This is a genomic window from Thermolongibacillus altinsuensis, assembly GCF_004341205.1.
In the GTDB taxonomy this organism is placed as follows: Bacteria; Bacillota; Bacilli; order Bacillales; family Anoxybacillaceae; genus Thermolongibacillus; species Thermolongibacillus altinsuensis.
Genome location: NZ_SLUL01000006.1, coordinates 144778 through 157284, shown reverse-complemented (window position 1 = coordinate 157284; position 12507 = coordinate 144778). Strand labels below are relative to the sequence as shown.

10 protein-coding genes, 1 pseudogene and 1 riboswitch are annotated in these 12507 nt (G+C 40.3%); of the genes and pseudogenes, 5 read left to right on the top strand and 6 right to left on the bottom strand.

What is annotated here, in order from left to right:
• Positions 1–11: 11 nt before the first annotated feature.
• The 4 genes and pseudogenes from EDD69_RS07565 to EDD69_RS07550 form a co-directional block, all read right to left on the bottom strand.
• Entirely contained in the window at positions 12–677 is a 666-nt protein-coding gene (locus EDD69_RS07565) for a methionine ABC transporter permease (RefSeq protein ID WP_132948346.1), read from the bottom strand.
• A complete protein-coding gene (locus tag EDD69_RS07560; RefSeq protein ID WP_132948345.1) occupies positions 667–1680 on the bottom strand; it encodes a methionine ABC transporter ATP-binding protein in 1014 nt (337 codons plus the stop codon). The genes EDD69_RS07565 and EDD69_RS07560 overlap by 11 nt, the downstream gene beginning before the upstream one ends.
• A 115-nt stretch (positions 1681–1795) precedes the next feature.
• A riboswitch (SAM riboswitch) is annotated at positions 1796–1904 on the bottom strand.
• A 161-nt stretch (positions 1905–2065) separates the two neighbouring features.
• Positions 2066–2660, bottom strand: a pseudogene (locus EDD69_RS07555) (sulfite exporter TauE/SafE family protein); the annotation flags it as partial.
• Positions 2661–2719: 59 nt separating this feature from the next.
• Positions 2720–3607, bottom strand: coding sequence for a DMT family transporter (locus EDD69_RS07550; protein WP_132948344.1), 888 nt, complete (start codon positions 3605–3607; stop codon positions 2720–2722).
• On the opposite strand from EDD69_RS07550, the gene pdxR reads away from it, so the two are divergent.
• The 3 genes from pdxR (at position 3583) to EDD69_RS07535 (ending at position 7200) form a co-directional block, all read left to right on the top strand.
• Positions 3583–5088: a MocR-like pyridoxine biosynthesis transcription factor PdxR gene (pdxR, locus tag EDD69_RS07545; RefSeq protein ID WP_165871748.1), complete on the top strand. Its 1506-nt coding sequence runs from the start codon at positions 3583–3585 to the stop codon at positions 5086–5088. The two genes, EDD69_RS07550 and pdxR, sit on opposite strands and share 25 nt — an antisense overlap.
• Before the next feature lie 194 nt (positions 5089–5282).
• Positions 5283–6803 carry an aldehyde dehydrogenase gene (gene adh / locus EDD69_RS07540; RefSeq protein ID WP_132948342.1) on the top strand — a complete coding sequence of 507 codons (1521 nt, stop codon included), beginning with the start codon at positions 5283–5285 and terminating at the stop codon, positions 6801–6803.
• A 58-nt stretch (positions 6804–6861) separates the two neighbouring features.
• The gene (locus EDD69_RS07535) at positions 6862–7200 is read left to right on the top strand and encodes a DUF779 domain-containing protein (RefSeq protein ID WP_132948341.1); all 339 of its coding nucleotides are present in this window, start codon (positions 6862–6864) and stop codon (positions 7198–7200) included.
• 5 nt (positions 7201–7205) lie between these two features.
• Here EDD69_RS07535 and EDD69_RS07530 read toward each other — a convergent pair whose 3' ends face one another.
• Complete coding sequence (locus tag EDD69_RS07530; RefSeq protein ID WP_132948340.1) at positions 7206–8414, bottom strand: MFS transporter; 1209 nt, start codon at positions 8412–8414, stop codon at positions 7206–7208.
• Between the two features lie 111 nt (positions 8415–8525).
• On the bottom strand, positions 8526–8651 hold the full coding sequence (locus tag EDD69_RS15670) for a hypothetical protein (RefSeq protein ID WP_279388138.1): 126 nt from the start codon (positions 8649–8651) through the stop codon (positions 8526–8528).
• Positions 8652–8943: 292 nt separating this feature from the next.
• Here EDD69_RS15670 and EDD69_RS07525 point away from each other — a divergent pair, with 292 nt between their 5' ends.
• Positions 8944–10698: an ABC transporter transmembrane domain-containing protein gene (locus EDD69_RS07525; RefSeq protein ID WP_132948339.1), complete on the top strand. Its 1755-nt coding sequence runs from the start codon at positions 8944–8946 to the stop codon at positions 10696–10698.
• On the top strand, positions 10695–12473 hold the full coding sequence (locus EDD69_RS07520; protein WP_132948338.1) for an ABC transporter ATP-binding protein: 1779 nt from the start codon (positions 10695–10697) through the stop codon (positions 12471–12473). Before EDD69_RS07525 ends, EDD69_RS07520 begins: the two co-directional genes overlap by 4 nt.
• The last annotated feature ends 34 nt before the right edge of the window (positions 12474–12507 follow it).

The following is a 12507-nucleotide window of genomic DNA, read 5'->3' as shown; positions in this document are numbered from 1 at the left end:
TATCAAAGACCTTATCGCTTATCAACAAGACGAGCAATACGGTCTCCTGCAAACTGAATGATTTGCACAAGACAGATTAAAATGACGATGGTCGTAATCATGACAGTATCATCGTAGCGGTAATAACCAAAGCGAATCGCAAGGTCCCCAATTCCTCCGCCGCCAACAATTCCTGCCATCGCCGAATATACGACTAAACTGATCGTTGTAATCGTAATTCCGTGCACAATACCGGGACGTGCTTCAGGCAAGAGGACGTCTTTGATAATCATCCAAGGCGTGGCACCGACAGCAACAGCTGCCTCGATCACCCCTTTGTCAATCTCTCGCAAAGAAGTTTCTACAATTCTAGCAAAAAACGGAATTGCCGCAACGGACAGCGAAACAGAAGCGGCGGTAGGTCCGATTGTTGTCCCTGTAATGAGTTTAGTGAGCGGCAATAGTCCGACAAGCAAAATCACAAAGGGAATCGAACGAATCATATTGACGACAAATCCAAGAATGGATTTAACGGTCGTATTTTCTAAAAATAGACCGCGGTCGGTGACGAATAACAAAATTCCTAAAGGAAGTCCAGCGATAATCGCCACCGAAAGAGAAATAGCAACCATATAAAGCGTTTCTAAGAACGCTTTATTTAGTTCAGGAATTAAATTCATAAGCGAATCAAGCAGCACTTGCAATGACCTCCAATCCGTTTGTTCTTAGGGAAATATAATCAATCGCTCGCTGAATTTCATCAGGATCTCCTGTAAGTTCCATAACGAAAATTCCAAGCGGCATGTCTTGAATGTACTCAATTTTTCCGTGTAAAATATTCCCTTTTACTTTAAAGGTTTGGAGCATATCGGAAACAATCGCTTCTTCGGCAATCTCGCCTTTGAACTGAATTTTTACAATCGTTCCTGTACGTTTTTTCAGTAAATGATCCGGAAGATCAAATTGCAGAACGCTGTTAATAAACGATTTTGTCAGCTCTTCTTTCGGATTCGTAAAGATATCATATACTGTTCCTAACTCAATCACTTTTCCATCTTGCATCACGGCAATACGGTCACATATGTCCTTGACGACTTCCATCTCATGAGTAATTAAAACAATGGTAATTCCAAGTTCGCGGTTAATCTTTTTCAACAAGGCTAGAATCGACTTTGTCGTACTTGGGTCAAGCGCTGATGTTGCCTCGTCGCATAAAAGAACAGTGGGTTCATTTGCGAGTGCACGTGCGATTCCGACTCGTTGTTTTTGACCGCCGCTTAGTTGGGAAGGGTACGCATCCCGTTTATCAGAAAGACCTACCATTTCCAGTAGTTCATTCACTCTTTTCTCAATTTCGTCTTTTGATTTTTTCGCAGCTTTTAAAGCAAATGCGACATTTTCAAATACCGTTTTTGAACTAACAAGGTGGAAATGTTGAAAAATCATTCCGATCTTTAAGCGTGCTTGCCGCAATTCCTTTTTATTTAGCGTGGTTAAATCGACACCATCAATAATGACTTGACCGGATGTTGGGCGTTCTAAAAGATTTAAGCATCGTAAAAGCGTGCTTTTTCCGGCGCCGCTATAGCCGACAATGCCGAAGATTTCACCATTTTTAATTGTTAAAGACACATTGTCTACGCCAATGACTTTATTTTTTTTAGTGGAATATACTTTTACCAAATTTTTTACTTCAATCATCGAATCCCTCACTCCTATTTTTTGTTTTGGAGTACATTTCATGATTACTCTTGAAAATGTTGCAATAAAAAATGCCTCTTCCATTCAGAAAGAGGCATCGGGTATCTATGTACACGACTTATCTTTCAGAATGGAAACCATTCTGCAGGATTTGGCACCGTTCCTTTTATAAGGAGGTTGCCGGACGTCATAGGGCCTGTTCCCTCGGTCACTCTTGATAAGCGGTTGACTGTATTCAATTTTTACATAAATCATAATTCTTAAAAAAAATAATTGTCAATATATTTTTTCTATTCGCCCAAAAAGATAACGCTTACATCCTTGGTGTATATAGGGAAAATTTTTTTAAATTGTTAAAAGTAAAAGCTTGCGATGCCGCAAGCTTTTACTTTTTAATGATTAGAATTTGTGAAGATCTTGTTTCGTTAAGCTTGACAAGTTTTTTGTTATTCCGTACTGCCAAGATAATCGTAACTACCCAAACAACTGATATAACTAAGTAAATAATAGGGATCCATAAATGATTAATAGACCAAGCATTGAGCAATGTTTGGGCATTGGTTAATATAATAAAACCTCCTACAAGGACACCTAATAAATGAGACGGCAATTTTTTTACTAACCACGCAGCAATGGGGGCTGCAATAATCCCACCTAACATAAGGGCGATTACCCAAAACCAGTTGACTTCTTTCCAACCTAGCGAAATAAGAAATCCGATAGAGGCAGAAACAGCAATGGCAAACTCACTTGTATCCACCGTACCAATTACTTTTCTAGCCGAAGTTCCTTTTCTGGATAATAGCACCGGGGTCGTGATGGGGCCCCATCCGCCCCCACCAGTTGCATCTGCAAATCCGGCAATGAATCCTAATGAAATCGATTGCTTTCTAGATAAGTTAATCGATTTTTTTTTCACTGCCTTGATTGAATTGAAAGAGAAAGCGAAACAGGACATATACTCCAAGCATTAATAAAAAAAGAAAAAGCAGCCCGTTTATGGACTGCTTTTGGAACGATTTCCATTTTTGATGCTCATTTATGAAGCGATACTTTTTGGCTTCTTTGCAAACGCTTCTCGTAAAGTTTGCCTGTTGATTAAATACACTCCGGCTATAATGACAAAACCACCAATAATCGATAGAGGATGAAATGACTCTTTTTTTATCCATATATCAAGCACAAGTGAAATAAACGGAGAAACATAGAGCCATGTAGAAGGAAAGGATGGATTTGTCTTTTTAATGAGCCAATAATATAAACCGTGTCCTAAAATAGAACCAATCACAATCAAATATAAAAGAGACATCCATCCATTATAACGAATTCCTGAAAAACTAGGACTTTCAAACACAAAGGAAATGATGACTAAAAACAAACCCCCGAATAACATTTGATAACCATTTAGCATCAGCGGGGATGTACCTTGCTTTAACACCATTTTGGAATAAATCGTGCCAAATGCGTAAAAAATTTCACCAACGATAATGACGAAACAAGCAATAAACCAAAATAAATGGAATTGGACTGAGAGCGAAGGTCCCGTAATCAATCCGATTCCGAGGAACCCTAGCGCTAACCCGACAAACTGCGCTTTTGTAATTTTGATCTTTTCTATTCTTGAATGGAACAATGAGACAAAAAGCGGACCTGTTGCTGATAATAGAGCGGCAAAACTAGAAGGAATATACTGTTCTGCCCAATACAGTGCTCCAAATGTTATACCTGTCATACATGCGCCCGTAATAAGAAATTCAATGATATTCTTCTTTGTAGGAATTCGAAATTGTTTTGTAACGGTACCATATAACACAACAAGCAATCCAGCAATAAAAAAGCGGAATCCTGCAGAAAAATAAGGTGTCCATCCCGCTTCTAAACCGATTTTAATAGCTAAAAACGTTGTTCCAAAGATCAGACACATCATTAGATAACCTACTAAAGAAACGAAACTATAATATTCCCATTCATGAACAAATATGCCAGTATTTTATTGATCGTATCTCTTCGAAAATGATGAAGCATGGTGAGAAGCTGCCGTCTGTTCGTCAGCTTTCTAAAGAGTTAGGGGTATCTCTTGTAACGGTGCAGAAGGCGTATCAACAGTTGCAGCAACGAGGGTATGTCGAAAGTTTTCAAGGAAAAGGAATATTTGTGAAATCCACTAATCAAAAAGAAGACGTTGACGATCTACACACGAGTTGGCATATGCTTGTCCCAGATTACGTACCGCGAGCGCAATCATTGTCCATCTCACAACCGATGCGAAATATTCGCTATAATTTGGGGACTGCCAGTATTCATGGGAACCTTTTGCATACAGAGTGGATGAAAAAGACTGCCATGCAAGTGATTGAAGAAAATCCGCACATGCTAGGACAATCCAGCAGTGCCAATGGGGATCTCGAATTTCGAAAAGCAGTAAGCGATTATCTTCAATCAAAACAGCTTTCGATTGCACCGGAGCATATTTTAGCGGTCAGCGGTGCGCAACAAGGAATTGAACTCGTTGCAAAAACCTTTATTGGTCCAAATGATGTTGTATTGATGGAAGCTCCTACTTATCCAGGAAGCATCGATATTTTTAAATCCAGAGGAGCGCAAATCATTCCGATCCCCGTTGAGCAGGATGGGATTGATACAAAAATGCTGTTGAAGCTTTGTGATCAATACCATCCGAAATTACTTTACATTAACCCAACATTTCAAAACCCAACAGGTACGACTTTAAGCGTGAAGAAACGAAAAGAACTTGTCGATATTGCTGAAAGCTATCATTTTCTCATTTTAGAGGATGATCCTTGGAGCGAGCTGTACTTTGAAGAAAAACCTCCAGCCCCGATTAAAAGTTTTGATACGTCCGGGCATGTCATTTATTTAAAAGGCTTCAGCAAATTTTTATCGCCATCTTGCCGCATCGGTGCTTTAGTTGCTGAAGGACCATTATTAGAAAAGCTCGTCGCGGCTAGAAGTATTTCTGATTTAGGGTCGCCGCTGTTAACACAAAAAATCATTGCTGGACTGTTGCAATCGAAAGAATTAAACAAAGTTTTGCAAAACTTGCGTACAGATTTAAAAAATCGCGCAAAACAATGCGTCCAATTATTGCATCAATGCTCTTCGCTTCTTACTTATCGCTCGCCGAGTGGGGGAAATACCGTTTGGGTGAAACTCCCGCAAAATGTTCATGCTGATCTTCTTTTGGAATATTGTCATACGAAACAACTGACGTTTTTACCTGGAAGTGCCTGCTTTCCAACGCACGTCCCGAATCAGTATATTCGTATCAGTTTTGCTGGGCTCCCTCTAGATGGATTAAAACAATCTATGAAAATTTTATGTGATACCATCAACAGTCTATCTAGCACACGTAATCAATATTCGCTTGAAAATTACCCGATTTTCTAATCGTATTAATCTGTCGAATCTTTATAAAGAAAAAAGAGATTAGAAAGCATACTGTTGTCATTTTCCGAACACTGAATGAATATATAAACATTGAAAAGGAGGGGATTGGTCGGTTATTTTTGATAACGTTTACAATAAAGGTTTTTGTCGTCTTTAGTTTCTGGTGATCACGCCATACGAAGGGGGAAAATGACATGATTTATGCTCAACCAGGACATTCGAATTCGCTTATTACTTTTAAGAAGCGGTATGAAAACTTTATTGGCGGAAAGTGGGTGCCGCCGGTTGATGGAGAGTATTTTGAAAATATTTCGCCAGTAACCGGAGAGGTGTATTGTGAAGTGCCTCGCTCTAAAGCAGCTGATATTGAGCTTGCGTTAGATGCGGCTCATGCAGCAAAAGAAGCTTGGGGGCGTACATCGGTTGCGGAACGGGCACGCATTTTAAACAAAATTGCCGATCGTATGGAAGAAAACTTAGAAATGTTAGCGGTTGCCGAAACATGGGAAAACGGCAAACCAATTCGTGAAACGTTAGCGGCGGACATCCCATTAGCTATTGACCATTTCCGTTATTTTGCTAGTTGCATTCGGGCACATGAAGGATCGCTTGCCGAAATAGATCATGATACGGTTGCTTATCACTTCAAAGAGCCGCTTGGTGTTGTTGGCCAGATTATTCCATGGAACTTTCCGATTTTAATGGCAGTATGGAAGCTAGCGCCAGCGCTTGCAGCGGGCAATTGCGCCGTCTTAAAACCGGCGGAACAAACTCCTACCTCCGTTCTTGTATTAATGGAGTTAATTGAAGATCTCCTCCCACCAGGAGTCGTCAATATTGTTAATGGTTTTGGCTTAGAAGCAGGAAAACCACTCGCCTCTAGTAACCGCATCGCTAAAGTTGCCTTCACTGGTGAAACAACAACAGGACGACTCATCATGCAGTATGCATCGCAAAACATTATCCCAGTCACATTAGAACTCGGTGGAAAATCACCTAACATTTTCTTTGAAGATGTATTGGAAAAAGATGATGAATTTTTTGATAAAGCGCTCGAAGGATTTACAATGTTTGCGTTAAACCAAGGGGAAGTGTGTACATGCCCTTCACGTGCGCTCATTCAAGAATCGATTTACGATGAATTTATGGAACGAGCACTCAAGCGCGTTCAACAAATTAAGCAAGGAAATCCGCTCGATACAGAAACGATGATCGGTGCCCAAGCGTCTTCGGAACAGCTTGAAAAAATTTTAGCTTATATTGATATTGGAAAACAAGAAGGGGCTGAGCTTCTTATCGGTGGAGAACGCAATTTTCTCGAAGGAGATTTAAGAAACGGCTACTACGTGAAACCGACTGTTTTTAAAGGCCATAATCGCATGCGGATTTTCCAAGAAGAAATTTTTGGTCCGGTCGTTGCCGTAACGACGTTTAAAGATGCGGAAGAAGCGTTGGAGATCGCCAATGATACGTTATACGGCTTAGGTGCAGGCGTTTGGACGCGTGATATCAATACGGCTTATCGCTTCGGACGCGGCATTCAAGCGGGGCGTGTTTGGACGAATTGTTATCATGCCTATCCAGCTCATGCAGCATTTGGCGGATATAAAATGTCTGGAATCGGCCGAGAAACGCACAAAATGATGCTTGAACATTATCAACAAACGAAAAACTTACTCGTCAGCTACTCACCTAAAAAATTAGGATTCTTCTAATTACACAGGCAGCGTTCGTATTGGAACGCTGCCTATTTTACAAGAAAGGGGAAGGACAATGGAACCGAAAGTCATTGCCACTGATTCAGCATTACAGCTGATCGAAAAGCTGAAAAGAAAATACGGCCCACTCATGTTTCATCAATCAGGTGGGTGTTGCGATGGCAGTTCACCGATGTGTTACCCGGCTGGTGAACTTCTTATTGGAGACCATGATGTTTTTCTAGGTGAAATCGGTGGCTGCCCTTTTTATATGGCGAAAGCGCAATACGAGTATTGGAAACATACGCAGCTCATCATTGACGTTGTTCCTGGACGAGGCGGTATGTTTTCGCTCGAAGGAGCAGAAGGTGTACGTTTTTTGACAAGGTCAAAAGTGTGTGACACCTTTGAATAAATGATTCAATGGTGTGAAATCTTGTCTGATGGAAGCAACCACGTTAATACTCCGAGCAGCGGGAGAAAACTGCAAATGAACATGAGAAATGTTAGACTGTAATGATCGGCAACGTTCCCCCAAAAAACAGAACCAATGGCCCCCAACCCAAAAGCAAGACCTACAATTAATCCAGAAGCCATGCCGATGTTGCCTGGCAACAATTCTTGTGCGTAAATGACAAGGGTCGAAAAGCTAAGCGACAAAATAAAGCCAACCAAAAAAACGACAAGCCATGCCCATGTTAGTGAAAGATGAGGCAATATGATTGAAAATGGAGCAGTTCCAAGCGTAGAAGCAAGAATTAAATTTCTTTTTCCGAAGCGGTCCGCTAACGGTCCGCCAAAAAACGTACCGATTGCACCAGCGATCATAAAAATGAACAAATAGAATTGCGCCTCTTTGATCGATAAATGATAATGTTCAATTAAATAAAATTGATAATAGTTTGAAATCCCTGCATGGTACCATGATCTTGCGAAAACTAAAAAGATTAAAAGTGAAAGCGCAAATATAACGTTTCTTCGTTTTTTCGTATGAGCGGTTGCCTTTGTTAATTGTTTTTTCAACGTTTCATATGTAGATAGTTGCAGTGAATACCATTGCGAAACAGAGAAGAGCAATACGAGACCGAGAGCGGCTAAAGCAGTAAACCAAATGGCACCAAATTGCCCAAACGGGACAAAAATGAGTGCGGTAAAAACGGGAGCAAGCGCATTTCCCGTATTTCCACCAACTTGATAAATCGATTGAGCAAAACCTCTTCTGGAGCCAGCGGCTAAAAAAGTGACTCGTGAACCTTCGGGATGGAAAATGGCTGAACCAAGCCCGACAAACAGGATGGATATTAATATGAAAAGATAGTTGGATGAAAATGCTAAACCAATCATCCCAATTAAACTGGCTCCCATGGCGAGAGGAAGAAAATAAGGGGATGGCTTTTTGTCAGTAAAAAAACCAACAACGGGTTGCATGACGGAAGAAGTCATATTGAGCGTAAAGGCCATCCACCCAATTTCTGTATAAGACAAATGCATAGATCGCTCCAAAATTGGAAACATAGCAGGGATTACTGCTTGCATTGAATCGTTGAGCATATGTCCAATACTAATGGCAATTAAAATACGATAAACAGTGCTTTGCAATGTCGTTTGATTTTGAACGCTTATTTGCATCACAAAGACCTCCGACTGAATATTTCGAAAATGAACTGGCAACATATTAACATTATAAACCAATAAACTATTTTTTCAACAAAGATGTTTATGATCTACATATGATAAGCTTCATTTTCCGACGTGCACAAGCTTTTCTGCCATTTCCCCGAACGGAAACGCTATCAGACAAATGAATTTGTCTGCCATGCGTTTCACGTTCGGAATCGGCATGCTTCTAGCATGCCAGGGCGGCAAGAAAAATCTTGCCGCCTATGGCAGAAAAGCGGTCTGCCATTGATGATGAGATATGTCGGAAATTCAACTTGAATCTCTATAAAAAGTTTTATATGTGTTCATTCGTTATGCTGTCACCATGATGGCAGCGTTTTTTATTGAAAATAGCTTTCATAAATATAATTAACTTCTTAATAATGAACATTATATTAAAATAGAGATTCATCATGATAACAAAAAACTTTCTTATTTTTGGAATATTTGATAAAATTAAACGCAATCACGTGAATTTGGGGAAGCGGAGGACTGTCCCATGAAAGTGTTTTTCGACTTGATGTGGTTTTTTAAACAAGAGAAAAAAGCGTATATAACAGGAATAATCCTTTTAACAATCGTGGCATTGATGGAGCTTATTCCTCCGAAAATCATTGGTCTCGTTGTCGATGCAATTAAAGAAGATCGGTTGACGGGCGATATGCTGTTACGATGGTTAGGGATTTTAGCGTTTATTGCTGTACTGATGTATGGTTGTCGCTATGTTTGGCGAACGATGATTTTCGGATCAGCTGCGAAATTATCTCGTCTATTGCGTGATCGTCTTTATCATCATTTTACAACGATGACGCCTTCTTTTTATCAGCAGCGCCGAATTGGCGATTTAATGGCTCATGCGACGAATGATTTGCAAGCGATTCAACAAATGGCCGGGGTCGGCATTCTCACTCTTGTTGATTCACTCGCGATGGGCGGGTTTGTCATTTTCACAATGGCGGTGACAATCAGTTGGAAATTGACGCTGATTAGTTTAATTCCGATGCCGATCATGGCCTATTTAACAAACTATTATGGATCTTTATTACATAAGCGATTTCATCAAGCACAAGAGGCGTTTTCTTCTTTGAATGATAAAGTTCAAGAAAGTATTGCAGGAATCAAAGTGATCAAAACATTTGGGCAAGAAAAAGAAGAGATTGAAGCATTTCGCCAGCAGTCGGGAGATGTTGTGCAAAAAAATCTTGCCGTCGCCCGAATCGATTCGTTATTTGATCCAACGATTTCCCTCATTGTCGGAATTTCTTTTTTCTTAGCCATTGTGTTTGGATCACAGTTTGTCATTCGCGGGGAACTTACGCTCGGTCAACTCGTTTCTTTTACGACGTATTTAGGTCTTCTTATTTGGCCGATGTTGGCGTTTGGATGGTTATTTAACATTGTGGAGCGTGGACGTGCTTCATACGACCGCGTTTCTCGTTTGTTAAATGAAAAGCCAGAAATTGAAGATCAAGAAGGAGCCATCGATCAAATCCCGACAGGTGACATCACTTATGCAATTCGTTCCTTTACTTATCCAAATGAGACAAAACCGACATTAAAAAATATTCACTTTACATTAAAAAAAGGTGAAACGTTGGGAATTGTTGGGAAAACTGGAGCAGGAAAGACAACGTTATTAAAAATATTATTGCGGGAATTTAAAGGGATCGACGGTAAGATCTTCTTTGGGGATCATTCGATTGATGAATATCGATTGGAACGGCTGCGCGAAGCGATTGGGTATGTACCGCAAGATCATTTTCTTTTTTCCGCTTCCATACGAGAGAATATTGCGTTTGCGCGTCCAGACGCTAGTCAAGAGGAGATCGAAAAAGCGGCGAAACTTGCCCATATTCATGAGGACATTTTACAGTTTACGGAAGGTTATGACACGGTCGTCGGTGAACGGGGGGTATCATTATCAGGAGGACAAAAACAGCGAATTTCGATTGCGCGGGCGTTAATGTTAGACCCAGAGCTTCTTATTTTAGATGATGCTTTATCAGCGGTTGATGCAGCAACAGAGGAGCGAATTTTGCAGTCATTGAAAGAAAATCGCGCTGGGAAGACAACGATTATTACCACTCATCGTTTAAGCGCGGTTCAACATGCGAATCTTATTTTAGTTTTAGAAGATGGGCAAATTGTTCAACGTGGCACCCATGAGCAGTTAATCGCCGAAGACGGATGGTATCGTGAAATGTATCTTCGTCAGCAGCTGGAAGAATTAGTTGAGCGCGGAGGTTCAGCATGAAAACGGAAATCAATCAAAGGCAAGTGTTTTTTCGATTAATGAAATATGCCAAACCATATTGGAAGTCCATATTGTTCGCATTTTTTCTCCTGTTGTTAACGACGGCTGGGGAAGTGCTCGGGCCGATTTTAGTGAAAATGTTTATTGATGATTATTTGACCCCTAGAACATTTCCGGTTGGTCCGATTACCGCTTTAGCTGTTGCTTATTTAACGATTCATATTGCGAAGGTGGTTGTTTCCTATTTTCAACTATTGAAATTTCAAGAAATTGCGTTAAACATCATTCAACAATTGCGAATCGATGTGTTTTCAAAAGTTCAATCATTAGGAATGCGATATTTCGATCGAACTCCGGCCGGAAGTATTGTATCGAGAATTACAAACGATACAGAAGCGATTAAAGAGATGTTTGTCGAGGTGCTCGTCAATTTTATTCAAAGCGGCTTTTTTCTCATTGGTGTGTTCGTTGCCATGTTTTCGCTCAATGTGAAGCTAGCGTTATTTTGCACGTTCATTTTACCAATCATTTTTCTCATTATACGGACGTATCGAAAATACAGTTCTGTTTTTTATAGCGATTTGCGCGAGCGGTTGAGCCAACTGAATGCAAAACTAAACGAATCATTACAGGGAATGGCTATTATTCAAGTTTTTCGCCAACAACAGCGATTGCGAAATGAATTTGCACAAATTAATGAAAAGCATTATAAAGCTGGAATAAGAAACATTAAACTAGACAGTTTATTGCTCAGGCCAGCGACCGACGTCGTCTATGTCTTTTCTTTAATTCTCGTTTTAAGCTATTTTGGTATTTCTTCATTGAATAGTCCTGTGGAAATTGGTGTATTGTATGCGTTTATCAATTATTTAGATCGCTTTTTTGAACCTGTCAACCAAATGATGATGCGATTATCGATGTTTCAGCAAGCGATTGTGGCATCTTCGCGCGTCTTCAATTTATTAGATGAAAAAGAACATGAACCGAAACAGGGTGAAGCGAACATTGAGATAGAAGCAGGGGAGATTGAATTTCGAAACGTTTATTTTAGTTACGACGGAAAACGAGATGTGCTAAAAAACATTTCGTTTAAAGTAAAACCAGGGGAAACGATTGCGCTTGTTGGGCATACAGGAAGCGGAAAAAGCTCCATCATTCATTTACTGATGCGTTTTTATGAATTTGATCGCGGAGATATCTTGATTGATGGTCGTTCGATTAAAGAATATCCGAAAGCAGAATTGCGGAAAAAGATCGGCCTCGTCTTGCAAGATCCGTTTTTGTTTTTCGGAACGATTCGCGACAACATTCGTCTCCACAATAAAGAAATGACAGAGGAAGAAATCATTCGCGCTGCTCAATTTATTCAAGCTCACTCGTTTATTGAAAAGCTGCTGGGGCAATATGATCATCAAGTCGTTGAGCGCGGGACAACGTTTTCAAGCGGACAACGACAACTCATTGCATTTGCGCGGACGATCGCAACCAATCCAAAAATATTGCTGCTCGATGAAGCGACAGCGAATATTGACACAGAAACAGAAGAAGCCATTCAGCTCGCGCTGGAAAAAATGAGAAAAGGACGCACAACCATCGCCATCGCTCATCGTCTGTCAACCATTCAAGATGCCGATCAAATTCTCGTCTTACACCAAGGAGAAATCGTTGAACGAGGCAACCATCAGCAACTATTAGCGAAACGAGGATTGTATTATAAAATGTATTTATTGCAAAATGGATTGGTGGAGGATGTTGAACATATTCAACATCGCTAGAAAGCAAATAATTCCGAAAAGAGGATTCTATGTA

What these genes read in the sequence shown, in the direction of transcription:
- EDD69_RS07550 (WP_132948344.1), bottom strand. Translation starts at nt 3,607, where the DNA reads ATGATGTGTCTGATCTTTGGAACAACGTTTTTAGCTATTAAAATCGGT.
- EDD69_RS07535 (WP_132948341.1), top strand. Translation starts at nt 6,862, where the DNA reads ATGGAACCGAAAGTCATTGCCACTGATTCAGCATTACAGCTGATCGAA.
- EDD69_RS07530 (WP_132948340.1), bottom strand. Translation starts at nt 8,414, where the DNA reads ATGCAAATAAGCGTTCAAAATCAAACGACATTGCAAAGCACTGTTTAT.
- EDD69_RS07560 (WP_132948345.1), bottom strand. Translation starts at nt 1,680, where the DNA reads ATGATTGAAGTAAAAAATTTGGTAAAAGTATATTCCACTAAAAAAAAT.
- adh (WP_132948342.1), top strand. Translation starts at nt 5,283, where the DNA reads ATGATTTATGCTCAACCAGGACATTCGAATTCGCTTATTACTTTTAAG.
- EDD69_RS07520 (WP_132948338.1), top strand. Translation starts at nt 10,695, where the DNA reads ATGAAAACGGAAATCAATCAAAGGCAAGTGTTTTTTCGATTAATGAAA.
- EDD69_RS07525 (WP_132948339.1), top strand. Translation starts at nt 8,944, where the DNA reads ATGAAAGTGTTTTTCGACTTGATGTGGTTTTTTAAACAAGAGAAAAAA.